This window comes from Bradyrhizobium sp. Ce-3, assembly GCF_022835695.1.
GTDB lineage: Bacteria > Pseudomonadota > Alphaproteobacteria > Rhizobiales > Xanthobacteraceae > Bradyrhizobium.
The window spans coordinates 12,877-37,577 of the sequence record NZ_BQUV01000013.1 but is presented as its reverse complement, the minus strand read 5'-3'; the positions used below and the strand labels follow the sequence as shown (position 1 = coordinate 37,577).

Sequence of the window (24,701 nt, the reverse complement as noted above, 5' to 3'; positions counted from 1 at the left end):
CGGGCGTCATTGATGCGAAGGCCCCGAAAAAAGTTGCGGCCAGGCTTTGGGGGAAGCCTGGCCGCGCGCGAACCGGTCTGGGACGGGGAGGGGTGGGGATGTGACCGGGTCGCGAACTCGATTCCTTGTTGCCGCTCAGCGCGAGCTTGCGGTTGAAACTGCGGGGCGGTTGTCGCCGAGCGAGACCCACACATTGGGATCGCTCTGCGATTGCCGTTTGACGAAGCGGTAGCCGGTCTCCGTCCAGGCGACGATGCTCTCGTTCTGATTGTCGAGCACGAACTCGCCCTTGTCGGTCTTCACCGTCAACACCGCGTGGCCTTCACCCTTCTTGTCGCGGACCACGGTGATCAACAGCGCCTCGCGCGGCCAGCCGGCGTCCATCAGCATCTTGCGCTTCAGGAGCACGTAGTCCTCGCAGTCGCCGTAGCCGTCGGTCGGCAACGACCATTTCTCGATCACGCCCCAATGATCCATGTCGGTCATCGGCTTGATGGATTCGTTGACCCACTTGTTGACCCGCACGAGGTCGCGCCAGGCGGTCTGCGACATCACGATGTCGCGCGGTTGCGTCTTGCCGCCGCGGCATTCGGCGGGATTGTCGGTACAGAATTCGACCCAGCCGATCGGCGAACGCGCGACGTCACCGAGGCTGGCGTAGACCACGTCGCCGGCCTTGGCCGACACGCAAGTCGCAAACAGGATGGCGGCAACCGCCAAACCTTTCCCCTGTCCCCTGAACCCAAACATTGTGGCCCCCGTTCTTCTTGTTGGGACCACGTTTCGCATAAAGCTTTTGCGCCGCCGCTAAGTACGCAAAGTAGATTTGACGCGAATACTGCTAAAAGCTGCGGCGAATTCGATCTGTACTTGAATCGAATTCGCGTAAAATTTGAAACAACTGCAATTGATTCAAATTTTATGCATTAACCTGGCGAGCGCTGCGGCGGCGCGGTTTGTTGCGCCAAACGTTGCGGCCGTTAACCGCCGAATTCACCGGGCCAAACGCGGCGAAGGCGGCCACCGGTGCACCGGAGGCCGCCTTCGCGGGCTGAAAACGGGGGTCTTGAGCGGTTTTTCGCTTTACCTCGCGGTAACGCTCTCTTCGAGGGTTTCCGCGGACTGCTCGTGGACGAACTCGAGCGCGAAGCCTTCCTCGAGATTTCGCACCACGCGGGCCTGCACCCTGCCGAGCATCACGAGCGACTTCAGCGGCGGGCGGTTCTCCGCGGCAATTGCAGCACCGGACAAGGAAAGGTCGATGATGCGGCAGGTCATCCGCGTGCCGTCTTCCTGGGTGAGCAGGGCGATCGGGTTGCGCGGCACGATACGATCGTGGCGGCGATCCTCGGGCAGGTTGAGAATGTCGCGGTTGGCGAGCCAGGTGAGCTGGGCGGCGAGCTTGTCACGCTTGCGCGCGGTGGCGCCGATCGTCATCGCAAAGCCGTTGTCGATGATGCGGGTGATGCGCCCTTCGACCCGGCCGATATGGTCGAGATAGGCGATCACGCGGTCGCCGACATTGCCGATGCCCGGCGCCAGCAGCGCGAGGCCGCCCGGAGACATGTTGATAATCTGGCAGGGAAACTCGCGCCGGTCGGGCAGCATGTAGCGGCCGAGCAGATGCACCTTGACGCGCTGGAAGCGCCGCCGCTCCTCGGCTACCGGGACGACGGTAGTTTTCTTCTGTGCAAACGACATCACACCAAACCTGGCCACCGTCCATTCGGAGCCCCGACGACCGTAAGGCTGATAGGGTTAACAGGGCGTTACGGTTGAGGGGGGGAACCCGTACACGGTACAAGAGAGACAAGCGAAGTTCACATACGCCGTACGCCAACGGCGCAGGCTCATTTTTGTGCCGCATCAGGTTCTCCGAACCATCGCGCCGCAGCTTGCACAATCTCCTCCAGATCCGGCTCGATGTCTGTGGCCCAAGCCACAAACCCGTCGGGACGCACCAGCACCGCGCGCAGGCCGAGCCGATCGCTGGTCTCGCTCGCGACATAGCCGATCCGGCGGGGCCAGCGATCGGCCAGCGCGCGCAGCGGAGCGCGTGGGTCGAAGTCCAGCAGCAGGCCGCGCCCATCTCTCAGCAGTTCGCCGAGCCTCATCCCGCAGGCGAGCGCGAAGTCGGGCGCGCTGCGGCCGACCAGCGGATGGCCGCCGCCAAGATCGTAGCGCAGCGATACGCCCCGGACGCGCTCGGCAAAATAGGTCGCGCCGTCCTGCGTCGCGATCAGATCGCGGATGATGGCTTCGAGCGCACGCGAACTGCGGCTCGGCCGCATCAGCGCGACCTGCGCCCGCGACCAGTCGAGAATCTGCGCGCCCACCGGATGGCGTTCGCTGCGATAGCTGTCGAGCAGATCCGCCGGCGCGGCGCCCCGGATCGTGGCCGCGAGCTTCCAGCCGAGGTTCATGGCGTCGCCAAGCCCGAGGTTGAGCCCCTGGCCGCCGAGCGGCGAATGTATATGCGCGGCGTCGCCGGCGAGCAGCACGCGTCCCTTGCGGTAGTCCGTCGCCTGCTGGGCGCGATCCGTCCAGGTGGTGGCGAGCCGGAGCGCCGTCAACGTGACGTCGGTGCCGGAGACGTGGCGCAGCACCGCCTGCACATGCTCGCGCGTGATCGGCCGGGTGCGATGGAAGGCGCCGTCGTCGAACGCGACCATCGCGATGGTGCCGGGCTGCGCATACGTATACATGCCCGTCGGCGTGTAGCGGCGGCCCGGGTGGAGCTGGTCCGGATCGGCGAGCTCGACGTCGACCGAATAGCCGGTGAATTCGGGATCGGTGCCGGTGAATTCAAAGCCGCCGGCCTTGCGCACCACGCTGCGGCCGCCGTCGCAACCGACCAGCCAGCGCGCATGGAACGTCTCGGCGCCGGCACGAACGGTGACGCCGTCATCCGATGGTTCGAACGCCTCGACGCCGAGGCCGCGTCTGATCTCGACCCCGATCGCGTTTGCGCGCGCGGCGAGAGCGGATTCGAGCTGCTCCATGTCGACCGCCATGCTGGTGCCGGCCGGACCCGGCAGGTGAAACGGCCATTTCGACGGATCGATATCATCGTGATGAAACTGGATGCCGGCGAAGTGGCCCGCCGGGCGGCGCGGCTGCTGCATCCAATGCGCGCCGTTCGATGCGTCATCCTTCAAGCGCTGTCGCGGCGCGATGGCGTCCAGCATCCCGCGTCGGTAGAGCGCTTCGATGGTCGGCGCCGAAAGGCCGCGCATGCCGAAGGGCAGCCGCTTCAGCGGTGAGTGCGGGTCGGCGGCCTGCTCGAGCACCAGCACCGAGCATCCGGCGAGCCGCAGCTCGCAGGCGAGCATCAGGCCGACCGGGCCGGCGCCGGCAATCACGACGTCATGGGGAAGGGGACGGTTGTCGTGCATGAACTGCTCCTTGGTCGGTGTTCGACCGGAGCGGTTCGTCGGGTTGAGGAACCACACGGACGAACACAATGGACGCTTGGACAGCGTCCGGTGTTCGTCGTGGGGATCTCATGCACGCGGCAGGGGACCAGAGCTTTCGAAAGGGACTTCGATTTCGAAGGTCTCTATCTCGAAAGGACTTGGGCTTACCAAACCAAGTCTGCCTTTTCCGACATCGGCCGTATAGCGGCATCGCGACCGATCCGCAACGGGCAGCGTGGCGATGGGGCCCGCGCGCCGTCGCTAGGTTCCGGCGACCGCGTCGGCGCTATCAGGGCCGTCGACGCGGCGCGCACCCGGGCGCGGCGCAAGATTGTCCGGCGTCCTGATGTCGTGCGCGAGGCCCGCGGCCTCGAACGCCTTGATCAGCCACCAGCCGAGATCGATCTGGCCAGGCAGCAGGCCGAGCTTGGCGGAGCCGGGATAGGCATGGTGATTGTTGTGCCAGCTCTCGCCCATGCTGATCAGCCCGGCGATGCCGACATTGTAGCCCTGGGCCGCGACGCCTTCGATCACCCAGGTCTGGCCGCCTTGGCGATGCGAGTAGTGACCGATCAGCCAATGACCGGTGACGCAGACCGCGACGCGGACGCAGATGCCCCAGACCAGCCAGCTCCACGAGCCGATGGCAAAGAACAGGATCGCCCAGGGCAATTGCTGCCACATCCAGCTTCGCTCGACGAACGCATAGAAGCGGTCGTCGGCAAGCCGCGGTTCGAGCTGGAACACCGGCGGGCGTTTCAGCACCAGCGTGCAGTGCAATTGCCACCAGCCATCGCGCCAGAAGCCGGCGGCGTGGCGGGAGTAGGGGTGGCACGCCGCCTGGCGCTGCGCCCAGTCGCGGAAATCGTGCAGCCGCACCATGCCGTAGGGCCCGGCCATCCCGACCAGTGTGCCGAGATAGACGCAGAGCCGCTCGAGCCACAGCGGGCAGTCGAAGCTCGCATGGATCAGGCGGCGGTGCATGCCGACCGAATGGCCGAAGCACAGCGTGATCGCGCTGGTCGCGATGAAAAGCGCGAATGCGCTCCACGAGAACAGCAGCGGGGCGAACACGATCGCGACCGCGGTCATGCCGCCGAGCCACAGCGACTTCGCCGGCGCCCATCGCACGCACCCATCCAGCGGGTCGGTGCGCTCATCCGTGAAGATTCGTTCGGACCCGGGCTGCAGCTTCATTCCGTAACCTGAAGTTGTGCCGCAAGTTGAAATGGAAGCGGCCGTCGCTGTCAATCCGCCCCGCGCGTCCGTCATGTCGCAGCCCGCATTGGCATCTCCGGCCACTTCACCTAGCCTGTCGTGACTTAGTCATCTCATGGGGCGAGGGCGTTCGATCATGCGGCTGAAATTCTGGTTTGCGCTCGTTGCGGCAATCCTCGCCGGCATCGGCATGGCACGCGCCGCCGAGATGCGGGTCACCCTGCTCGGCACCGGCACGCCGACGCCGCGGCTCTCAAGCTTCAGTGCGGCGACGCTGGTGGAGGCGGGCCCGAGAAGCTGATCTTCGATTTCGGGCGCGGCTCGACCATCCGCCTGTTCCAGAAGAAGATCCCGATCGGCGCGATCACGGCGCATTTCATCACCCATCTGCACTCCGACCATGTCGTCGGCCTTCCCGACATGTGGCTGACCGGATGGATCGGCACGCCGTTCGGCTCGCGCAAGACGCCGATGGTGATCTTCGGGCCGAAGGGCACCGTGGCGATGACCGAACATCTCACCAAGGCATTCTCCGAGGATATCCGGATCCGGATCGACGATGAGGGCTATTCGCCGTCGGGGGTCGCATTCGCGGCCAAGGACATCGAGCCGGGCCCGGTCTACGACAGCAATGGCGTCAAGGTCACCGCGATCGAGGTCAATCACGGCGAGAAGATCAAGCCGTCGTTCGGCTACGTCGTCGAATACGACGGCAAGAAGGTGGTGCTGTCCGGCGACACCAAGCCGGACGAGCGGGTGGCGAAGGCGGCCGAGGGCGCCGACCTCCTGATCCACGAGGTCGCTGTCATCGATCCGGACCTGTTCAAGACCTATCCGAACTATCGCGCGATCGAGAACCATCACACCTCGCCGGAGGAGGCCGGCAAGATCTTCGCGCAGGCCAAGCCGAAGCTTGCGGTCTATTCGCACATCGTGTTCGCGAGCCAGCCGCCGACGCAGGACGTGCCCGAGGACGCGCTCTTGAGGCGGACGCGCACGACCTATCAGGGACCGCTGGTGATCGGGCGCGACCTGATGTCGTTCGTGGTCTCGGACAAGGTCGAGGGCTTCGCGCCTGACGGCACCGCGCTGAAGTGACGATCGCCGTGTGAAGACGGCGCGGCGGGTTACTTGGCTTCGTCGTCCATGGCCGGTTCGACAGTCGTTGCCGGTTCGACGGCCGCCGCTGGCGCCTCGATCGTCACGGCTTTCAGCACCTTGCGCTTCGCCGCGCGGATCTCCAGCTGCAGCGGCAGCTGATAGGAGCCGGCCGGCGGCTCGAACATGAAGGCATGGTGGCCATCGCCCTTGTTGAGCTTGAGCAGGTCCTTGCGGAACTGATCGGCGACGATTTCGGCGACGAGATCGCCGTTGAAGTAGATCTCGATCATCACCCGCTTGTCGGGATGCCGGTCGTACAGCGCCCAGCCGGCAATCCTGTTCTCGTTGAAGACGTCGACATGGCCGGTGACCTCGCCTGAGAGGCTCTCGATGCCGGCCTCGATCACCTCGAGATCGCTCCGGTAGATCGATCGCGTCACGTCGAAGCTGAAATTCGCGGTATCGACGCATTGCTCCAGCAGGTTCTGCCGATGCTCCTTCATGCGTTGCAGCGTGTCCAGTTCGCCCATCTTGACGTACATGCCAACGATACCTTCGATACCAGGATTCATGGTGTCGGTCCCCGCAATGCTACAACCCTATTCACCCTCGGCCGCGTTCACAATCAATGTTCTTGTCGATGCGTCCTCGCGGAAAAATACTCCCGTCAAGAGCTGAAGCGCCTCGTCCCGCCGAGCTCTGTCATGAGCGACTTCATGACAGGTCTTCATGACATCCCCATCGTCCTGACCTAAAGTCCGCTCGGCCGAACCCGGCCCAACGACACGGACAGGGAGAGCGAACCGATGGAGCAGATCCGCGTCTGCACGCATGACGGACCTGGAGCCAAGCCGGTAATCCGGACCGTGCCGTGGCCGGAAGTCGGCAAAAAGGCGGCCTTGATCAAGGTCGGCGCCTGCGGCGTTTGCGGAACCGATCTGCACATCCTGAAGGGACATTGGCCGAAGCCGCTGCCGTGGCCGTTCACGCTCGGCCATGAGCTCGGCGGCGTGATCGTCGAATGCGGTCCTGACTTCACCGAAGACTTCATGAGCAAGCCGCTTGCGGTGGGATCGAAGGTGATGATCCCGCCCTTGATGCCGTGCGGCCGCTGCTATTACTGCATCCATTATCCGCAAAGCGCCAACAAGTGCCTGACGCCGGTCTATTACGGCCGCTATCTCGGCTTCGACAAGGCGCCGCATATGTGGGGCGGCTGGGCCGAATATGTCTATGTTGATCTCGACATGCTGCCCGGCACCAAGATCTACAAATTGCCCGACGACATGTCGCTGCGGCTGGGCGCGCTGTCGGAGCCGCTGACCTCCTGCATTCGCGCCTTCAACCGCGCCACGCGCGCCGGCGGCTTCTCCTGGGGCGACACGGTGGTGATCCAGGGCTCCGGGCCGATCGGCATCCTCGCGGTCGCGGCCGCGCAGGAGATGGGCGCGGGCCGCGTGATCTGCGTCGGCGCGCCGGAGACGCCGCGGCTCGCGCTGGCACGCAAGTTCGGCGCCGAGGCGACCGTCGATATCGATGAGCTCAAGACGCCGGACGAACGCATCAAGGCGGTGCGCGACATCGTCGGCGGCTTCGGCGCCGATCTCGTGATGGATTGTTCCGGCCATCCGACCGCCGGCCCCGAAGGCATCGAGATGCTGCGTGACGGCGGCACCTATGTCGAGATGGGGCAGTTCACCGATGCCGGCTCGATCGATACGTCGTGGCACCGGATCTGCACCAAGGACCTCAACGTGCTCGGCTCGTGGGGCTTCACCGGCAACGATTTGCCGCTCGGCGTCGACATGCTCTACCGCGCGCGCAACAAATATCCCTGGCTCGACATGCAGACGATCTATCCATTCACGGAGCAGGGCGTCAGCCAGGCAGTCGCGGATGCGATGGCGATGAAGACGGTGAAGTCGACGATCGTGCCGTGGCCGGAGCTGGTCGGGTGATCCCGCTATTCCTGTTGCAGTGCTTCCAAGGGAATAGCGGCCGGGTGCTGCCGATCATGCTCTGATATCGCTCGCCGGGGCGACGGCCCGGCGCTAACATCTGATCATGCAGTCGAACCGTGTGCCGCCGGGCGCGAGTTTTGTGTGGGGAAGCGTGTCCGAGGACTTCCCGCTGTTCAGAACGCTCAGCGCCGAGCAGCGGCTGATCGCCTTTGGCGCAATGACCCGGCGCGACCTGGTCCGCGGCGAGCTGCTGGTCGAGCAGGGCGGCGCCTCGGACGCGCTGTTTCTGGTGCTGCACGGTGCGCTCGCGGTGTACCGCAGCGATCATCCCGAGCCGATTGCCGAGCTTCGCGCCGGCGAGCTGGTCGGCGAGATCGGCTTCTTTGCCAATATCCCGCGCACGGCGAATGTGATCGCGATCCGCGACACCAGCGTGCTGGCGTTGACGCGCTCCGCCTATGCGAAGCTGGTGCAGGAAACGCCGGAGATCGTCGAGGCGGTGCTTGCCGCGCTCGCGCAGCGGTTTGCGATCCAGACCGCGCGCCTGTTGCCGGTCCGGGCCTCGCCGAAGGCACGCACCGTCGCGCTGATCGCGGGTGGGCGGGAGCCGCTGCCGCCGGCCTTTGAACAGCGCCTGCGTCAGGGTCTTGCCGCGGCGGGTGCCGAGATCGTCGACCTCGCGCGCGTGCAGGCGATGTTTCCCGGCCGCGCGCTCGACGCGTCCGAGGTCGCCGACTGGCTCAACCGGATCGAATATGACGCGCCGCTGGTGGCTTATTTCGGCGGCGCCGAAGCGTCGGATTGGGCGCGAAAGACCATTCGCCAGGCGGACCTCGTCGTGCTCGCCTGCCGCGGCCATGCGCCCGCGCCCGATCTGACCGAGCTCGAAAGCTTCGCCTGCACGGTGCATCCGGCGTCGGCGCGCCGTCTGGTTCGTGTTCATGACGTCAGGCGCCACGAGGTCGGCGGCACCGCGGCGTGGCTGGCGCGGCTGCCGTGCTTCATGCACCATCATGTCGCGCTCGAGGACCAGCTCGACATCGACAGCCTGGTGCGCTTTCTGTGCGGCCGCGCCGTCGGGTTCGTCGCCGGCGGCGGCGGCAGCCTCGGCACCGCGCATGTCGGCGTCTACAAGGCGTTTTGCGAGCGCGGCGCGATGTTCGACATCTTCGTCGGCACCAGCGTCGGTTCGGCGATGGCGGCGGGCTTTGCCAAGAACTACGATGCCGAGCATCTCGAGCGCGGCACCCATGAGATCTTCGTCTCCAGCCGCAGCTTCCGCCGCCCGACCTGGCCGCGCTACGCGCTGCTCGACCACAAGGCGTTCGATGCGGCGCTTGCCGAGCAATACGGGCAGCATTGCCGGATCGAGGATTGCTGGCGGCCGTTCGCAGCGGTCGCGACCAACCTGTCGACGCACAATCTCGAATTGATCCGCACCGGCCTGCTGTGGCAGGCGGTGCGCGCATCGAGCGCGATCCCCGGCCTGCTGCCGCCGTTCTACACCAGGGACGGCTCGATGCTGGTCGACGGCTGCCTGGTCGACAACGTTCCGCTGGCGCAAATGCATCAGCTGAAGAGCGGGCCGAACCTGGTGGTGCATTTCGGCGAGCCGGCCACCGAGATGTTCGATGTCGACTATGCCGCGCTGCCGGGACGGCTGGAACTGCTCGCGTCGCTGCTGACGCCGTTCCGCAGGAAAGCGCTTCCGGCAGCACCAAGCGCCGTCAACGTGTTGTGGCGAAGCCTCGTCGCGCACCAGCGCTACGACACGCTGCCGACCACGCCGCTCGACCTGGTGATGCGCCCGCCGACGCCCGAGGGCATCGACGTGACCGATTTCGACCGTCACCAGGAAATCTTCGAATCCTCCTACCGCTGGGCTCACGAGACCATTACCGCTTCGGAGGCGGCGGGACATCCCGCCATTGCGGCCATCGTCGCGCCGATCAAGGGCGCGGGGGCTGGCGTGGATCAAGCGGTAACAGCGACCGCGCCGGTTTCCCATCAGGTGCGCGTCGGCTGAGCGCCTTGCGGGCGGCGGCGAAGTCGACCATCGTGCGCCGGACTGAAATCCGGAGACGATGATGCCTTTTGATTTGATCCTGCGCGGCGGGCGGGTGATCGACCCGTCGCAGAAGCTCGATGCGGTGACCGACGTCGCCTTTGCCGGCGGCAAGGTCGCCGCCGTCGGCCGGGAGCTGAAAGCCGATCCCGCGACCGAGGTCCGCGACGTCTCCGGGCTGATCGTCTCGCCGGGGATCATCGACCTGCACACCCATGTCTATTGGGGCGGCACTTCGCTCGGCATCGACGCTGAGGAATTCTGCCGCAACTCCGGCGTCACCACCTCGGTCGACACCGGCAGCGCCGGCCCCGGCAACTTCGCCGGCTTCCGCAAGCATGTGATCGAGCCGAGCCAGGTCCGCATCCTCGCCTATCTGCATGTCTCGCATGCCGGCATCTTCGGCTTCTCCGACCGGGTGATGGTCGGCGAGAGCGAGGAGCTGCGGCTGATGAACCCGGTCGACGCCGCGCGCGTCGCCGACGAGAACCGCGACCTGATCGTCGGCATCAAGGTGCGGGTCGGCCTGTTCGCGTCGGGCACGTCGGGGCTGGTGCCGCTCGAGATCGCTCTCATGGTTGCCGAAGAGGTCGGCATGCCCTTGATGGCGCATATCGACCATCCGCCGCCGAGCTATGAGGAGGTGCTGGCGCGCTTGCGTCCCGGCGATGTGCTGACCCACGCGTTCCGTCCGTTCCCCAACACGCCCGCGACCGCGCAGGGCACGGTGAAGAAGGTGGTGCTGGAGGCGCGCGAGCGCGGCGTGCTGTTCGACATCGGCCACGGCAAGGGCTCGTTCGCCTTCAAGACCGCGCGCGCGATGCTGGCCAACGGCTTCTATCCCGACACCATCTCCTCCGATATCCATCAGCTCTGCATCGACGGCCCGGCCTTCGACCAGGTGACGACGATGTCGAAATTCCTCTGCATGGGGATGTCGCTGCCGGACGTGATCGCGGCGTCCACCGTCAACGCCGCGATGGCGCTGCGGCGGCCGGAGCTCGGCAGCCTCAAGCCTGGCAGTGTCGGCGACGCCACGCTGCTCGCGGTCAAGGACGGGCAGTTCGACTATGTCGACGTGGTCGGCGAGCACCTGACCGGCGATCGCAAGATCGCATCCGAAGGCGTCGTGGTCGGCGGACGCTGGTGGCATCCGAGGTAGGGCGCGTCCTTGCAAGATCCGCGTCCGCTCCCTTGCCGAATTCCGGCTAGATCAGCGAATGCAGAGCCACGACCGCGGCCTCGCGGCTCTCCACCGGAACGAAGAAGCTGACCGAATGCGATGAGAGGACATACTTGTCGGCGATGATTCCGTGACGTTGCAGAATCTGAACCGCCTTGTATGGCAGGTCCGAGGAGATGCCGCCGAAGCAGGTGAGGCTCACCGAGCTCAGCGTGTCGCGCTGTTTGCGCAGCTCCTTGCTCTGTTCCAGTGTGCGCAACAACGCGTCGAGTGTCTCCGAATCGGAGGTCATCATGATGCGGGTTTTTTCGGCGGTGAAAGCCGAGGCGAGGAGTTGCGGCCAGGGCAAGCCATTTTGCTTGAGATGCTGTGCGAACTTCTCAAAGCCTTGATTGAGGTCCGCCGAATCGATCTCGACATGCTCGATGCGAGCCATCGAATTGACCGCCAGGACCTTTCCGTTCTCCATGTCCGCGACCTCCTTCGTCACCTGCGTGCTGTGCCGAGCGCCGCCCCACTTTCTCAAGACCAGAGGCACGTTTTGGCTGTGGGCCAGCTCCACGCTGCGAAAGTGCAGGACCTTGGCGCCCCAGAAGCACATTTCGGCGAGCGATGCGAAATCCAGCTGACGCAGGGGTTTTGCGTCCGCCACGATGCGCGGATCGGCAGAGCAAACGCCGTCGACTTCCTTGATGATCTCGCAGCACTCCGCCTTGAGCGCCGCAGCCATCGCGACCGCGGTGGTATCGCTGCCGCCCCGGCCAAGCGTCGTGATTTCCTTGGTCAGCGGGTTCACGCCCTGAAAGCCCGCCAGAACCACGATACGTCCGCGATCGAGCTCTTCGCGCACGCGAACGGGCCGCACATCCAGAATGCGCGCGGAGGAATGCGACCCGTCGGTCATGACGCCGGCCTGACTGCCGGTAAAGCTGATCGCCGGCACGCCGAGATCGGACAGCGCCATGCTCATCAAGGACATGCTGATGCGCTCGCCGGTGGTCAACAACATATCGAGTTCGCGGCGATTGGGATGCGGGCTGACCTGATAGGCCATCCTGACGAGTTCATCGGTGGTCTTGCCCATCGCTGAAACGATCGCCACGACCCGATGACCACGGCCGTGCAGATCGGCGACACTGCTCGCGGCCGCGCGGATTTTTGCCGGTGTCTCGAGGCAGGCGCCGCCGTATTTTTGCACGATGATGGGATTGCTAGGCATGCTTGCCCGTGTCGCGTTGGAAGGCGCGGCCAACCCGGTCAGATCGTTCTCCCCTTCGACGCTTTTGCGGTCTTTGATCGTTTCGCCACGACCCGCACAGCGCCACTGTTGCGCTTCCTGGTATCCGCTTCCGCGCGCTGGGCCTTCGTCCCGCCGCGGTGAGCGGCGTATTCCTTGCCGTCGATCGGCGCGACATGCGGTGGATCTCGATCGAGATACGGTCGCCCGATGCCAAAATCCGGCCCACGCGCATCGATCCACTTCCAAAGCGCATCGGTGGAGACCCAACGCTCCGCCCGCGTCGCGCCTTTGACGCTCACGACATCGACGGCAAGCCCGTGGCCATAACCGCCGCGGAAGCTACCCCCATGGTATGACTTGTCGGACGCTGCTTTCAGGCCGCTCGCGATCGATTGACGATAGTCATCGCGGAACGCGCTGGTGATGCCGGGCGCCAGCCCGGCCTGCTCCGCCGCGTAAAGCGCGTGAAAGAGCTTGAGCTTGAAGCTCCGATCCACCCCGCCGATCACGTAGTCGATCATCGGCATGCCCATTCGTTCCGCCGCCTTTGGATCCTTCCACGTGAAATCGTTATCGACGCGCCTGGTGAACGTCCTGGTGACGGTCACCGTCTTGCGCTTCCTCTTGATGGTTACTTTCCGCTGCTCTTGGACGCTGATGGTGTCTTCCTTCGGCGTCCGCTGATAGAGCGCCCACAGATACCGGTCGATGCAGACATCGACGACGATGCACTCCTCGAAAATATCCAGGGGTCTCGCGGCCCCCTCGGTGTCACCAGACACTGGAGGCGCGCTCGCCGTCGCCGCTTGCACCGGCGATGTTTCGGCCGGCAGCGTCTGCGACGGATCCGGCAACGCAGCCACGACGATCGACTTCGGCTCGCTCGGGCTCGCCGTCACATCAGCGGCCGCCGCCGGCACCGGTTCAACCGCCATCGCCGCATCGGCGTTAGCGACAGCGTTGCCCGTGACGCCTGCCTGCGGGGCGGCCGCCGTGTCGGACGCCGGCCCCGTTACGGGTTCCGCAGGCATCGCTGCTTCCGCGCTCACTTCGGCGTTGTCGACTGCAATGGCCTGTCGCGTATCAGCCGGTTCGGCGTTGGCGGCGAGAGATGGTGCGAGGTCCTCGATGGACACTGCGCCGCCGTTCCCGATGCTGGCAGAGCCAGCAAGCCAGGCAAGGAGCCAACCTGCGAGGACGACGGTCCCGCACAATTCCGGAGTCGCAATTCGCCGCGGGTTCATCATCCCGTAGCCTCCAAGGGCTCGATCCGAGCCCCGTTGCACCGCCCAGCACGCGACGGCATCGATCATTCGGATCAAAATGGAAACGCGCAATGGGCGGAAACGGTTAACGCTACGCTTTTTCAGAAAGTGTTGCCCGACCGCAACGCGCGACTGCGTGCTATCAGGCACGGCGATAGCCGATCGGTCGGGACCTCCAGATTGAACCAGGGGTCCCGCGCACACATCGTTCGCGACATCCACTTCGCTCTGATACCGGCCGGCCGCCTTCGTGCAATTGCGGCAGCGCCGTCACGCACCGTCGTGATCGGCGGCCGCTGGTGGCATCCGAAATGGGGCGCGTCCGCAAGATCGCGCCTGGTTAGGGGCCCGGTCGTCACCATGACCTGCTAAACGGCGCCCTCGTCAGGAATATTCAACACGATGCCGCAGCTTTTGCAGTGGACAGCATCGATGTCGTGGCGAAGAAGGCCACAGGATGGGCATCTGAACCGCACCTTGCTTGGGCTGAACAACACCTTTGCCAGGTTCAGGAAGAGGGTGACGCCGAATATCATGATCACGACCGTAATCATGCGGCCCGGCGTTCCCGGCAAGGTGATATCGCCGAAGCCCGTGGTCGTGAGCGCGGTAATCGTGAAGTAAAGGGCGTCTGCGTAATTCTTGATGCCGGGGTTCACGCCTCGTTGCGTCTCGTAAACCACGCCCGTCATGATAAAAACAAAGACGGACAGATTGGTGATTGCGATCAGCAGTTCTTCGTTGCGGCGAAAGAAGGCGCTGTCCTCGCGAAGGAATTGTACCACCCGGAACGTTCGCAACAGCCGAAACGTCCGGAGTACGCGCAAGAAGGCCGCGGCTTCGCTCGCTGTTGCCGCCAGCAAGGATACAATCGCAGCGACGTCGGTCCAGGTCGTGATACGGAGCAGTTCGCGGCTCACCCGACGACTTCCTGCCATGCGCAGCATCAACTCGACCAGAAAGGCGAAACCAAAGGCAACATCGAGGCCCCGCACCAGTTCGTTGCGCGGCAGGAACGACGTGCCGATAATGAACAGAAGTGAAGCCAAATCAAAGACCAGGAGCGCATAGAGAAAGAGACGCGAATTGGCGCTGCGTCCACAGTACAGGTGGCGCATTGAAGTCCGAAATCGAGAAAGCGGCGTTCGGGGAGGGCCCTCAGCCTGCACTCCCATTGCTGACACGCTGTCGCCTCCACAGGCTGTGGCCTGCCGGCCCCCTGGCCTGACCGTTCCTGCATCCACGCCAAATGACGAAGCTTGATGTAGATCAAGGCGGGAGCAACTGGTCCCGGTCAATTCCGACAGTCTGTTGCCAACGCTGCGGGGTAAATCCAATGGGCGTTATTTGGACGATTATTATTGGCTTTATTGTCGGAGTGGTCGCCAAGTTCATCATGCCTGGCGACAAGTCGGAGCCCAAGGGCTTCATCCTCACGGCCGTTCTGGGAATCGTCGGCGCGTTCGTCGCGACCTACCTCGGCCAGGCTGTTGGATGGTACGGACCCGGGGAAAGCACAGGCTTCATCGGCGCCGTTGTCGGCTCAATCATTCTGCTGTTTCTCTACGGCCTCGTGATGGGCCGCCAAGGGCGCGCTTGATTGATTGGCCATCGGTGGTCGTCTAGGGAGATTGCCTTCTGGTCGCTACCCTTCGGAAGGATCGCGAAACTCGCCGATCTTGCGTACTGCGACCTCGATCGACATTCCCAAATAGTCTTTCGTATCGCCGAACCATGAACCGGCCAGCGGGATCGCCTGGCCTGGATGGCGAGCAATCGCTACCGGGATCAGATCAAATCCGGCACTGATGCTGTTGGTCGGGTCGTAGTCCAGCCAACCGGCACCGGGAAGAAACACCTGCAGCCACGCATGCGTTGCGCCTGAGCCGGTCATGCCAACGGCGCCACCGTCCAGGGCTGCATCATAGAGGTAGCCGCTGACGAAGCGCGCCGCGAACCCGAGCCGGCGCAAGGTCTCGATCATCAGCCAGGCGAAGTCCCGGCAGGTGCCGGACCTTGTGCGAAGAGTATCGCCAGGCGATTGCGTCCCCTCGGTATCCCTCGCGCAATAGCGGAAGGAGCCGCGAAACGAGCCGAGCAGGCGCTGCAATACATCGGTTGTTCGATCCTGGTCACCTGCGACGAAGCTTTTCGTCCATGCGGACACGCTGCCGTCGGGATCCTCGGCGTGAGGCCGCAGATAGCCGGCGAGATCGGTCCACTCATCCGGGGTGTACTGGACCGGCACTTCGTCGGCCCGAGACTCGAGCGGAAATGCCTCGATCCCCTTCACCCCGAAATAGACTCCGCGAACCTTGAACGCAATTTTGAGTTCGCTGGACGGCTCGCTGAAATCCATCACCGTTATGGCGTTGGTCCGGGGGTCGGTAACCCAGCGGATGGTTGAGGGCACGCTGGTCTTTACCGACCAACTCAGCAACCGCGCGGAAGCGCCGCGCCGCGGCAGGAACATGGCTCGATGGGTACCGAAGGTGACAGGCGCAGCGTATCGGTAGGTGGTGGTATGGCTTATTTCGCCGAGTATCGCCATACGAGCCTTCTCCCGGTTCGACTGCCGCGTCGAGGAAGAACGAAGATCGGTCAGCGCGTGGCCGAAGCAGCGGAACGCGCTGCCAACCGAACTTGATGCAGACGTACGGAAGTTGATCTTGATCTAGGTCAACCCGCCTCGTTGGCTGCGAATGATGTGCAGTCGCAGTAAACTCTTCGCGCCGATCGATGTCGCGCGACCGGTTCGGCGGTTCATGCTGTCATCAAAAAAAGATTGGCTGCGCGAATAATGTTCACGTCTTGCGCGGCCTGGGCCTCGCACCACATCTCCGCACCGCAATTCTTGGGTGCAGGTTTGGGTTCCCAAACTGCCCAGTTGCGAATTGTGGAGATGGACTATGGACTTCCTCGGTCTTCTTAATGGTTCAGGTTTAACCCAGCCTGCCATTTGGATCGCTGCAGCGGTCGCATGTGTGATCCTGCTGCGGATATCGAACGTATTTCGCTACATTCCGAACAATCAGGTCGGCATCGTCGAGAAGCTATGGGCGGTGAAGGGCTCGATCGACGACGGCTTCATCGCGCTGAACGGCGAGGCCGGCTACGAGCCGGAGGTGCTGCGCGGCGGCCTGCACGTGATGTTTCCCTTCATGTACCGGATCCATCGCTCGGACCTCGTGACCGTCGGCCAGGGCAAGATCGCCTATGTGTTCGCGCGCGACGGCGCGGCGCTGGAGCCGTCGCAGGTGCTCGGTGCCAACGACACCGAAGACAAGTCGGACTTCCAGGACGCGCGCCGCTTCCTGCTCGGCGGCGGCCAGAAGGGTCCGCAACGCAAGATCCTGCGCGAGGGCACCTATGCGATCAACACCACGCAGTTCGCCGTCATCACCGACGAGCGCGTCTACGGGCACGCGCTGAGCGAGCGCGAGCGCGGCGTGCTCGAGAGCATGCAGCTCACCATCACCGAGCGCCGGGGCTTTGCGCCGGTGGTGCTGGCGGCCGATCACGATCTGGTCGGCATCGTCACCGTGCATGACGGCCCGTCGCTGCCTCCGGGCGAGATCATCGCGCCCGAGGTCGGCACCGAGCTGCGCGACGCCGCGACCTTCCACAACAACTTCCAGGAGCCGGAGAAATTCCTGTACGGCGGCGGCTATCGCGGCCGTCAGCTCCAGGTCATCGTCGAAGGCACCTGGTACATCAACCGCCTGTTCGCGACCGTCGAGGCGGTGCCGAAGACGGTGATCCCGGTCGGCAATGTCGGCGTCGTGATCTTCTACACCGGCCCGCGCACCGACGACGTTTCGGGCGAGCAGTATCGCCATGGCGAGCTGGTGCTGAACGGCAGCCGCGGCGTCTGGAAGGACCCGCTATTGCCGGGCAAATACGCCTTCAACACCTATGCCGGCAAGATCGAGATCATCCCGACCGTCAACTTCATCCTGAAATGGGTACGCGGCGAGGTCGGCGCGATGAAGCTCGACGAGAACCTGTCGGAGATCTCGCTGATCACCAAGGACGCGTTCGAGCCGACGCTGCCGCTCTCGGTGGTGATGCATATCGACTACAAGAAGGCGCCGATGATCATCCAGCGCTTCGGCGACGTGAAGAAGCTGGTCGAGCAGACGCTCGACCCGATGGTCTCCGCGTTCTTCAAGAACATCGCGCAGAAGATGACGCTGATCGAGCTGTTGCAGAACCGCGCCGCGATACAGGAGGAATCGGCGCGGGTGATGAAGGCGAAGTTCGAGGGCTATTCGCTCGACCTCCAGGAGGTGCTGATCGGCACGCCGCGGGCGGCTGCCAACGACCACACCATCGAGAACATCCTGATCCAGCTCCGTTCGCGCCAGATCGCGCGCGAGCAGATCGAGACCTATCAGGAGCAGGAGAAGGCGGCGGTGCAGGAGCGCGCGCTGAACGAAGCCAAGGCGACGGCGGCGGCGCAGACGGCGCTCACGCAGTCCTTGATCCAGGTCAAGGTCAACGAGAACGAGGGCGCGGCGGCGCTGGCCCGCGCGCAGAAGGACGCCGAAACGAGGAAGGTCACCGCGGCCGCGGTCGGCGAGCAGTCCAGGCTCGAAGGCCAGGGCGAGGCCGACCGGGTGCTGGCGGTCGGTACCGCCAACGCGCAGGCGACCAAGCTGTCGGTCGATGCCTATGGCGGGCCGGAATACCGGCTGGCCGAGCAGAACTTCGCGAAGTTCGCCGACGCGCTGACCCGCATCAACCAGCCGCTGGTGCCGCAATTCCTGATGTCGGGCGGGCAGGGGCAGGAGGGCAACAGCGCCGGCCTGATCCCGACCGCGATGCTGAGCTCGATGTTCGGGCAGATGATGCCCGGCGCATTGGAGAAGCTGAAGGACGAGGCGCCGAAAGCGGCGCGCCGGACCAACGGCCAGTGATGCAGTGATGGTGCGGTGAGATAGCCGGGTAACCGCCGCGAAGCAAATGCGCTCCCTCTCCCGCTTGCGGGGGAGGGCTGGGGTGGGGGCTCTCTCCACGATTCACATCGAGGAGATTGTCCCAACCCCGCCGCAAGCACAGGGCAGTTGCATCTGCGTCTTTGCCGGCCGCGCAGGTGCTTGGCCTCGTGGTTCGATATGCAGACAACAATCACCTTCGGTGGTTATGGGTCGCGGCCTTCGCCGGGACGACGATGAGGATGGTTGTCGATTCAAGTTGCCACACCACGCGACGTCATCACCCGCGAAAGCGGGTGATCCAGTATTCCAGAGGCGGCTGTGCTTGAGCCGAGAGGCCGCGGCGTACTGGATCGCCCGGTCCATGTGCGCAATTGCGCACAGGCCGGGCGATGACAGCGGTGGACGAGAGATACGTCTTGCTTTGCGGCCAAACTGTAGACCCTCATGGTGAGGAGCGCCACGCGCGGCGCCACAGCGGGGTGAGGGGCGTTTGCACGATTTCGGAATAATGGAATTGTGCCACTGAGTTGCCCGACGTGTCAAGTGGCCGGGTCGAACGCCGGCAGCCGGCGGCTACTGTGCATGGGGTTGTTTTCGATATTTTGGCCGTGCGCCCCCGCGATGGCGACTGCTACTCGGTCTTGTCGACGTTCCAGAACACCGGCGGCGCCGGGCCGTCCAGTACCCCGGTCAGCGACTTGCGCCAGGCGCTCGGCAGCCGGAACTGGCCGAGCGGGATGTAGATCACCTGCTCATAGGCTTCCTTTTGAATCTCCACCGCGAGCTGCTTCTGCGCCTCGGGAGTGGTGGCGCGCGCGTAGGCGTCGCGCATCTGCTCGATCTTGGCGTTCTCCGGCCAGCCGAACCAGGCGCGCTTGCCGTTCGCAGCGATCTGGTTGTTGACGATCGGGTTCATCGTCTCGGTGGCACCCGTGAAGGTGAAGAACAGGTTCCAGCCGCCTTCCTTGGGCGGCTTCTGGCTGGCGCGGCGGCTGACCACGGTCTGCCAGTCCGTCACCTGGGCGTCGACGTTGAAACCGGCCGCGCGCAACAGCTGCGCCGCCACGGTCGGCGGTCCCTTCAGCGTCTGCACGTCGCCGGGGATCATGATCACGACGGGCGTGCCGTCATAGCCCGAGGCGGCCAGCGCTTTCGTCGCCTCGGCCATGCCGTTGCCCTTGATCAGCGTCTCCGCGCCGGCGTCGCTGGCAAGCGGGGTGTCGCAGGCGAAATAGGCGCCGCAAATCTCGTAATATTTGGGATTGCCGACGGTGGCGTCGAGCACGTCCTTCTGGTTCATTGCCAGGAACGCGGCGCGGCGGATCTTGGGATTGTCGAACGGCGGGTGCAGGAAATTCATCCGGCCTTCGATCTGGAAGCCGAACTTGTTCAGCACGCCCACGGTGAGATCGGAGTTCGCCTCAAGCACCGGCACCAGATCGATCGAAGGTTGTTCGAGGAAATCGATGTCGCCGGATTGCAGCGCGTTGATCGCGGTCTGCGCATCGGGCATCGTGATCCATTCGACGCGATCGACCTTGGCGACCTTGCCGCCCGACAGCCAATCCGGCTTTTCCTTGCGCGGCACATAGTCGGCGTTGCGCTCATAGACCGCCTTGACGCCCGGCTGGAATTCGGCGGCAATGAACTTGAATGGGCCGCAGCCGATCTGTTCAGGGATCTGCTTGCCCGGCGGCGTCTCCGCGAGTCGCTTCGGCATCATGAACGCGACATAGGAGGAGGGCTTTGCGATGCTTTCCAGCACCAGGCCATACGGCTCCTTCAGCTTGAGCACGATGGTCCCGGGTCCGGCTGGCTCGAGCGTCGCCGTGAAGTCCATCAGCTTCTGTCCCGTGCCGTCATTGGTGGACCAGCGCTTCAGCGAGGCGATGCAGTCCTCCGCCGTGACCGGCGCGCCGTCGTGCCACTTCAGGCCGTCGCGCAAGGTGAAGGTGTAGGTCAGCTTGTCGTCCGAGATCGTCCACTCCGCCATCTGCGGCCGGACCTTGAAACTCGAATCGATGCCGAGCAGCGTGTCGTAGACCATGTAGCCATGGTCGCGGGTGATGTAGGCGGTGGTGAAGCCGGGATCGATGATGCGCAGATCGGAGTGCATCACCGCCGATATGGTCTTGCCCCTGGCCGCGGCGACGGCGCGCGATGAGAGAATGGCCGGGGCCGCAATCGCAGCAGGCGGCACGCTGGCCGCGAGTTTGAGGAGCGTTCTGCGCGAAACATCGACCATTCGCCGTCTCCCGATCTGTCGTTGCGCCGGCACGGATGCCACAGCGGCGGGCATGCTTCACCAATCCGTTGCGCAAAGCAAGCAAGCTCCATGCCGCCAGTCCCAGGCGCGCGCATGTGCGCTCCGGTGCCGCGATTGACGGGGCGCCGGACGTGAATGTTCCGTGACCGCTGCCGCGGCGCGGGCTGCGCCGGCGCCACGCAAGCGCGCATCCTGCATAGGAGCCTGCGCTTCCTGCCGCACCTCGCAGGCTGTTCGGAGCTTGGTCCACCGTGTAGGCTTGCGGTCCTGCCGGCCAGCAATAAGGCCATATCCCCGCGTTCAAGGGAACAAGCAGCCGAGGGAGAGCAATAGAACAGCCATGACCGATATCCGATACGTAGCACCGCGCACGCTTGATGAAGCGATTGGCGCATTCGCTGCCGCCGGAAGTGCCGCCCGCATTATGGCAGGGGGCACCGATTTGTTGGTGCAAATGCGCTCCGGCCTGGTGCGGCCGGGATTGATCGTCGACATCAAGAAGATCGGCGAGATGACCGAGATCAGCGAGACCGCCGATGGCGGTTTCCGCGTCGGTGCTGCCGTCTCCGGCATGGCGCTCGCCGAGCACGCGCGCTTCGGCAGAGTGTGGCCCGGCGTGCTCGAGGCCGTGAACCTGATCGGCTCCAAGCAGGTGCAGGGCCGGGCTTCCGCCGGCGGCAATCTCTGCAACGGCTCGCCGGCCGGCGACAGCGTGCCGGCGATGATCGCGGCCGGTGCCGTCGTCACCGTGCAGGGGCCGAACGGCCGCCGCGAGATGAAAGTCGAGGACGTACCGGCCGGACCGGGACGGATCAACCTCAAGCCGGGCGAGATCCTGGTCAGCTTCACCTTGCCGCCGCGGCCTGCGGGCTCGAGCGATGCTTACTTGCGGATGATCCCGCGCACCGAGATGGACATCGCGGTGGTCGGCATCGGCGTCAGCCTCACCTTGAAAGACGGCGTCTGCACCGCGGCCCGCGTCGGCCTCGGTGCGGTGGCGCCGACCGCGCTGCTGGTTGAACCGGCGGCCAAGGCGCTGCTCGGCTCCAAGCTCGACGATGCCGCGCTCGAAGCCGCCGCCGCCGCATGCCGCGCCGCCTGCCGTCCGATCGACGACAAGCGCGGTACCATCGCCTACAGGACGAAAACCGCCGGCGTGCTGCTCAAGCGCACCGCCGCGATCGCCGCCACACGCGCGGGAGGCAATTAGCACCATGGCGAAACTCCACGTCACTACGTCCGTCAACGGCGAGCCGGTCGAATTCCTGTGCGAGCCCTACGAGACCATGCTCGACGCCTTGCGCGGCCAGTTGGGGCTCACCGGCTCCAAGGAGGGCTGCGCCTCTGGCGATTGCGGCGCCTGCTCGATCACGCTCGACGGCCGGCTGGTCTGCTCCTGCCTGATGCTCGCGGCCGAAGCCGAGGGGCATGAGATCCGAACCATCGAGGGCATGGCCAAGGGCGACAGGCTGCATCCGCTGCAGCAGAAGTTCCTCGAGCACGCCGCGCTTCAGTGCGGCATCTGCACCTCCGGGATGCTGGTCGCCTCCGAGGCGCTGCTCGCCAAGAATTCCAATCCGACCGAAGAGGAAGTCCGCTTCTGGCTCGCCGGCAATCTCTGCCGGTGCACCGGTTACGACAAGATCGTCCGCGCGGTGATGGAGACCGCGGCTGAAATGCGGGAGACACACACATGAATGTCGTCAACAACAAGTGGATCGGCCAGCGCACCATCAGGCCCGATGGCGTCGACAAGGTGACCGGCCGCGCGGCGTTCGCCGCCGACACCACGATGCCCGGCATGATCTGGGGCAAGGTGCTGCGCAGCCCGCATCCGCATGCCCGCATCAGATCGATCGACACCGCGAAGGCCGAGGCGCTGCCCGGCGTCAAGGCCGTGGTCACCGCGCGCGACATCGTCGACTTCGGAATCGAGAAGGGCGCGGTGATGCTCGGTATCCAGGACATGCGCTGGATGTGCCGCAACGTGATGGCGCGCGACAAGGCGCTGTTCCCCGGCCATCCTGTCGCCGCGGTCGCCGCAACCACGGAAGCGATCGCAGCGGAAGCCTGCAAGCTGATCGAGGTCGACTACGAGGTGCTGCCTTGGGCGATCGAGATCGACGACGCGATCAAGGACGGCGCGCCGATCCTGCACGAGTTCAACAAATTCGACGGCAAGCCGTCGAACATCATGGGCCGCATCGAATCCAAGAAGGGCGATATCGCGCAAGGTTTCAAGGACGCCGAAATCGTTGTCGAGCGCTCCTTCACCACCCGTCCGGTGCATCAGGGCTATATCGAGCCGCATGCCTGCCTGATTTCGGTCGCCGCCGACGGCAAGACCACGATCTGGTCGTCGAGCCAGGGCCAGTTCATGGTGCGCGCGATGACGTCGATGCTGACCGGCATCGCGCAGAGCGACATCCGCGCCATCCCCGCCGAGATCGGCGGCGGCTTCGGCGGCAAGACCATCGTCTATCTCGAACCGCTCGCCACGATGCTGGCGAAGAAATCCGGCCGTCCGGTGAAGATGGTGATGACCCGCGAGGAGGTGATGCGTGCGACGGGGCCGACCTCCGGCTCGAAGAGCACGGTGAAGATCGGGGCGAAAAAAGACGGCACCATCGTCGCCGCCCATGGCAGCTTCTATCTGCAGGCCGGCGCCTTCCCGGGCTCGCCGATCCGCGGCGCGGTCGGGTGCAGCTTCGCGCCTTACGACATCCCGCATGTGCTTTCGGAAGGCTTCGACGTCTGCTCCAACCGTTCCAAGGTCGCGGCCTATCGCGCGCCCGGGGCGCCGATCGGCGCCTATGCGGTGGAGTGCGTGCTCGACGAGCTCGCAGAAGCCCTGAAGATGGACCCGCTGGCGCTGCGGCTGAAGAACGCGGCCAAGGAAGGCACCAAGGCCGCGCACGGTCCGGTATTCCCGCGCATCGGCTATATCGAGACGCTGCAAGCCGCGCAGAGCCATCCGCATTATGCCGCGCCGCTCGGCAAGCTGCAGGGCAGGGGCGTCGCCTCCGGCTTCTGGTTCAATGCCGGCGGTGAATCCTCCGCGCAGGTCAACATCACCGAGGACGGCAACGTCGTCGTCACGACGGGGCATCCTGATATTGGCGGCTCGCGCGCCGGCATCGCCAACATCTGCGCCGAGCTGCTCGGTATCGACTACAAGCGCGTCTCCGTGATCATCGGCGACACCCAGACCGTCGGCTTCTCCAACCTGACCGGCGGCAGCCGCGTGCTGTTCGCGTCCTCGATGGTGGTGACGCAGGCGGCCGACAAGGTGATCGCGACCTTGCGCGAGCGCGCCGCGAAGCTCTGGGAGATCGACCCTGAAGCTGTGAAGTGGGAGAACGGCGCCGCGCATCCTGTCAGCCCGAACGCCGGCCAGTTCGAGCCGCTGACGCTCGCCGACCTCGCCGAGAAGGCGCCGTCGCAGGGCGGCCCGATCGGCGCCAGCGTGCAGCTCAACACGCAGGGAGCGGAGGGCGGTTTCGGCACGCATATCTGCGACGTCGAGGTCGATCCCGATCTCGGCATCGTCAGGGTGATCCGCTACACCGCCGTGCAGGATGTCGGCCGCGCCGTGCATCCGAGCTATGTCGAGGGCCAGCTGCAGGGCGGCGTCGCGCAGGGCATCGGCTGGGCGCTGAACGAGGAATACATCTACAACAAGGACGGCAAGGTCGATAATCCGGGCTTCCTCGACTATCGCATGCCGGTCTGCTCCGATCTGCCGATGCTCGACTGTGCGCTGGTCGAGGTGCCGAACCCGAAGCATCCTCAGGGCGTCAAGGGCGTCGGCGAGGTGCCGCTGGTGCCGGTGATGGCCGCGGTCGCCAACGCGGTGCACGACGCGCTCGGCAAGCGCTTCTACAGCCTGCCGATGTCGCCGCCGAAAGTGTCAGAGGCGCTGGACGCACCGGCGCAGCAGGCCGCTGAGTAGAGAGCGGTGGGCGGGTTAGGCGAAAGCCGTAACCCGCCATTGCTTCCCCGTATCGAGCTGCGGCGGGTTACGCTTCGCTAACCCGCCCTACGGT

The 24,701-nt window shown here is 64.8% G+C and carries 20 protein-coding genes; 10 read left to right on the top strand and 10 right to left on the bottom strand.

The features are described from left to right. Window positions 1-135 precede the first annotated feature (135 nt). From BRSPCE3_RS33600 to BRSPCE3_RS33585, 4 genes are all read right to left on the bottom strand, one after another. Window positions 136-750, bottom strand: a complete 615-nt coding sequence (locus BRSPCE3_RS33600; RefSeq protein ID WP_244071046.1) for a transglutaminase-like cysteine peptidase — start codon at window positions 748-750, stop codon at window positions 136-138. 333 nt (window positions 751-1,083) lie between these two features. Next, complete coding sequence (locus BRSPCE3_RS33595) at window positions 1,084-1,701, bottom strand: PilZ domain-containing protein (protein WP_028336124.1); 618 nt, start codon at window positions 1,699-1,701, stop codon at window positions 1,084-1,086. A 149-nt stretch (window positions 1,702-1,850) separates the two neighbouring features. Continuing rightward, window positions 1,851-3,395, bottom strand: a complete 1,545-nt coding sequence (locus tag BRSPCE3_RS33590) for an FAD-dependent monooxygenase (protein WP_244071044.1) — start codon at window positions 3,393-3,395, stop codon at window positions 1,851-1,853. Between the two features lie 282 nt (window positions 3,396-3,677). Further along, on the bottom strand, window positions 3,678-4,547 hold the full coding sequence (locus tag BRSPCE3_RS33585) for an acyl-CoA desaturase (protein ID WP_244071042.1): 870 nt from the start codon (window positions 4,545-4,547) through the stop codon (window positions 3,678-3,680). A gap of 223 nt (window positions 4,548-4,770) precedes the next feature. Here BRSPCE3_RS33585 and BRSPCE3_RS33580 point away from each other — a divergent pair, with 223 nt between their 5' ends. Further along, window positions 4,771-4,935 carry a hypothetical protein gene (locus BRSPCE3_RS33580; protein WP_244071040.1) on the top strand — a complete coding sequence of 55 codons (165 nt, stop codon included), beginning with the start codon at window positions 4,771-4,773 and terminating at the stop codon, window positions 4,933-4,935. After that, window positions 4,932-5,732 (top strand): MBL fold metallo-hydrolase, encoded by an 801-nt coding sequence (locus tag BRSPCE3_RS33575; RefSeq protein WP_309296345.1) that lies wholly within the window; start codon window positions 4,932-4,934, stop codon window positions 5,730-5,732. The genes BRSPCE3_RS33580 and BRSPCE3_RS33575 overlap by 4 nt, the downstream gene beginning before the upstream one ends. 29 nt (window positions 5,733-5,761) lie before the next feature. Here the strand turns inward: BRSPCE3_RS33575 and BRSPCE3_RS33570 are convergent, their stop codons facing one another. Beyond that, window positions 5,762-6,307, bottom strand: coding sequence for a hypothetical protein (locus BRSPCE3_RS33570; RefSeq protein WP_244071039.1), 546 nt, complete (start codon window positions 6,305-6,307; stop codon window positions 5,762-5,764). 234 nt (window positions 6,308-6,541) lie between these two features. Between BRSPCE3_RS33570 and BRSPCE3_RS33565 the strand changes: the two genes are divergently transcribed. The 3 genes from BRSPCE3_RS33565 (at window position 6,542) to BRSPCE3_RS33555 (ending at window position 10,923) form a co-directional block, all read left to right on the top strand. Beyond that, complete coding sequence (locus tag BRSPCE3_RS33565) at window positions 6,542-7,693, top strand: zinc-binding dehydrogenase (RefSeq protein ID WP_244071036.1); 1,152 nt, start codon at window positions 6,542-6,544, stop codon at window positions 7,691-7,693. A gap of 106 nt (window positions 7,694-7,799) precedes the next feature. Beyond that, a complete protein-coding gene (locus BRSPCE3_RS33560) occupies window positions 7,800-9,722 on the top strand; it encodes a cyclic nucleotide-binding and patatin-like phospholipase domain-containing protein (RefSeq protein ID WP_244071034.1) in 1,923 nt (640 codons plus the stop codon). A 61-nt stretch (window positions 9,723-9,783) separates the two neighbouring features. After that, entirely contained in the window at window positions 9,784-10,923 is a 1,140-nt protein-coding gene (locus tag BRSPCE3_RS33555; protein WP_244071032.1) for an amidohydrolase/deacetylase family metallohydrolase, read from the top strand. A gap of 46 nt (window positions 10,924-10,969) precedes the next feature. On the opposite strand, the gene BRSPCE3_RS33550 is transcribed toward BRSPCE3_RS33555, so the two are convergent. From BRSPCE3_RS33550 to BRSPCE3_RS33540, 3 genes are all read right to left on the bottom strand, one after another. Further along, complete coding sequence (locus BRSPCE3_RS33550) at window positions 10,970-12,163, bottom strand: aspartate kinase (RefSeq protein ID WP_244071030.1); 1,194 nt, start codon at window positions 12,161-12,163, stop codon at window positions 10,970-10,972. Between the two features lie 38 nt (window positions 12,164-12,201). Further along, window positions 12,202-13,599 carry a peptidase M15 gene (locus BRSPCE3_RS33545; protein ID WP_244071028.1) on the bottom strand — a complete coding sequence of 466 codons (1,398 nt, stop codon included), beginning with the start codon at window positions 13,597-13,599 and terminating at the stop codon, window positions 12,202-12,204. A 218-nt stretch (window positions 13,600-13,817) separates the two neighbouring features. Further along, window positions 13,818-14,567 carry a potassium channel family protein gene (locus BRSPCE3_RS33540; protein WP_244071026.1) on the bottom strand — a complete coding sequence of 250 codons (750 nt, stop codon included), beginning with the start codon at window positions 14,565-14,567 and terminating at the stop codon, window positions 13,818-13,820. A 218-nt stretch (window positions 14,568-14,785) separates the two neighbouring features. Here BRSPCE3_RS33540 and BRSPCE3_RS33535 point away from each other — a divergent pair, with 218 nt between their 5' ends. Beyond that, window positions 14,786-15,049, top strand: a complete 264-nt coding sequence (locus BRSPCE3_RS33535; RefSeq protein WP_244071025.1) for a GlsB/YeaQ/YmgE family stress response membrane protein — start codon at window positions 14,786-14,788, stop codon at window positions 15,047-15,049. Window positions 15,050-15,094: 45 nt separating this feature from the next. Here BRSPCE3_RS33535 and BRSPCE3_RS33530 read toward each other — a convergent pair whose 3' ends face one another. Further along, window positions 15,095-16,000 carry a transglutaminase family protein gene (locus BRSPCE3_RS33530; protein WP_244071023.1) on the bottom strand — a complete coding sequence of 302 codons (906 nt, stop codon included), beginning with the start codon at window positions 15,998-16,000 and terminating at the stop codon, window positions 15,095-15,097. A 358-nt stretch (window positions 16,001-16,358) separates the two neighbouring features. Here BRSPCE3_RS33530 and BRSPCE3_RS33525 point away from each other — a divergent pair, with 358 nt between their 5' ends. Then, window positions 16,359-18,368 (top strand): SPFH domain-containing protein, encoded by a 2,010-nt coding sequence (locus BRSPCE3_RS33525; RefSeq protein WP_244071021.1) that lies wholly within the window; start codon window positions 16,359-16,361, stop codon window positions 18,366-18,368. A gap of 652 nt (window positions 18,369-19,020) precedes the next feature. On the opposite strand, the gene BRSPCE3_RS33520 is transcribed toward BRSPCE3_RS33525, so the two are convergent. Next, window positions 19,021-20,634, bottom strand: a complete 1,614-nt coding sequence (locus BRSPCE3_RS33520; protein ID WP_375709995.1) for an ABC transporter substrate-binding protein — start codon at window positions 20,632-20,634, stop codon at window positions 19,021-19,023. 370 nt (window positions 20,635-21,004) lie between these two features. On the opposite strand from BRSPCE3_RS33520, the gene BRSPCE3_RS33515 reads away from it, so the two are divergent. From BRSPCE3_RS33515 to BRSPCE3_RS33505, 3 genes are read left to right on the top strand one after another with little or no spacing between them, the layout of a single operon-like run. Then, window positions 21,005-21,865 (top strand): xanthine dehydrogenase family protein subunit M, encoded by an 861-nt coding sequence (locus BRSPCE3_RS33515; RefSeq protein ID WP_244071322.1) that lies wholly within the window; start codon window positions 21,005-21,007, stop codon window positions 21,863-21,865. A gap of 4 nt (window positions 21,866-21,869) precedes the next feature. Continuing rightward, on the top strand, window positions 21,870-22,352 hold the full coding sequence (locus BRSPCE3_RS33510) for a (2Fe-2S)-binding protein (protein ID WP_244071019.1): 483 nt from the start codon (window positions 21,870-21,872) through the stop codon (window positions 22,350-22,352). Continuing rightward, window positions 22,349-24,607, top strand: coding sequence for a xanthine dehydrogenase family protein molybdopterin-binding subunit (locus BRSPCE3_RS33505; protein ID WP_244071017.1), 2,259 nt, complete (start codon window positions 22,349-22,351; stop codon window positions 24,605-24,607). The genes BRSPCE3_RS33510 and BRSPCE3_RS33505 overlap by 4 nt, the downstream gene beginning before the upstream one ends. Window positions 24,608-24,701: the final 94 nt, after the last annotated feature.

Excerpts from the sequence above, each read along its gene's own strand:
- BRSPCE3_RS33600 (WP_244071046.1), bottom strand. The coding sequence starts at position 750 with ATGTTTGGGTTCAGGGGACAGGGGAAAGGTTTGGCGGTTGCCGCCATC.
- BRSPCE3_RS33595 (WP_028336124.1), bottom strand. The coding sequence starts at position 1,701 with ATGTCGTTTGCACAGAAGAAAACTACCGTCGTCCCGGTAGCCGAGGAG.
- BRSPCE3_RS33590 (WP_244071044.1), bottom strand. The coding sequence starts at position 3,395 with ATGCACGACAACCGTCCCCTTCCCCATGACGTCGTGATTGCCGGCGCC.
- BRSPCE3_RS33580 (WP_244071040.1), top strand. The coding sequence starts at position 4,771 with ATGCGGCTGAAATTCTGGTTTGCGCTCGTTGCGGCAATCCTCGCCGGC.
- BRSPCE3_RS33570 (WP_244071039.1), bottom strand. The coding sequence starts at position 6,307 with ATGAATCCTGGTATCGAAGGTATCGTTGGCATGTACGTCAAGATGGGC.
- BRSPCE3_RS33565 (WP_244071036.1), top strand. The coding sequence starts at position 6,542 with ATGGAGCAGATCCGCGTCTGCACGCATGACGGACCTGGAGCCAAGCCG.
- BRSPCE3_RS33560 (WP_244071034.1), top strand. The coding sequence starts at position 7,800 with ATGCAGTCGAACCGTGTGCCGCCGGGCGCGAGTTTTGTGTGGGGAAGC.
- BRSPCE3_RS33555 (WP_244071032.1), top strand. The coding sequence starts at position 9,784 with ATGCCTTTTGATTTGATCCTGCGCGGCGGGCGGGTGATCGACCCGTCG.
- BRSPCE3_RS33550 (WP_244071030.1), bottom strand. The coding sequence starts at position 12,163 with ATGCCTAGCAATCCCATCATCGTGCAAAAATACGGCGGCGCCTGCCTC.
- BRSPCE3_RS33540 (WP_244071026.1), bottom strand. The coding sequence starts at position 14,567 with ATGCGCCACCTGTACTGTGGACGCAGCGCCAATTCGCGTCTCTTTCTC.
- BRSPCE3_RS33535 (WP_244071025.1), top strand. The coding sequence starts at position 14,786 with ATGGGCGTTATTTGGACGATTATTATTGGCTTTATTGTCGGAGTGGTC.
- BRSPCE3_RS33530 (WP_244071023.1), bottom strand. The coding sequence starts at position 16,000 with ATGGCGATACTCGGCGAAATAAGCCATACCACCACCTACCGATACGCT.
- BRSPCE3_RS33525 (WP_244071021.1), top strand. The coding sequence starts at position 16,359 with ATGGACTTCCTCGGTCTTCTTAATGGTTCAGGTTTAACCCAGCCTGCC.
- BRSPCE3_RS33520 (WP_375709995.1), bottom strand. The coding sequence starts at position 20,634 with ATGGTCGATGTTTCGCGCAGAACGCTCCTCAAACTCGCGGCCAGCGTG.
- BRSPCE3_RS33510 (WP_244071019.1), top strand. The coding sequence starts at position 21,870 with ATGGCGAAACTCCACGTCACTACGTCCGTCAACGGCGAGCCGGTCGAA.
- BRSPCE3_RS33505 (WP_244071017.1), top strand. The coding sequence starts at position 22,349 with ATGAATGTCGTCAACAACAAGTGGATCGGCCAGCGCACCATCAGGCCC.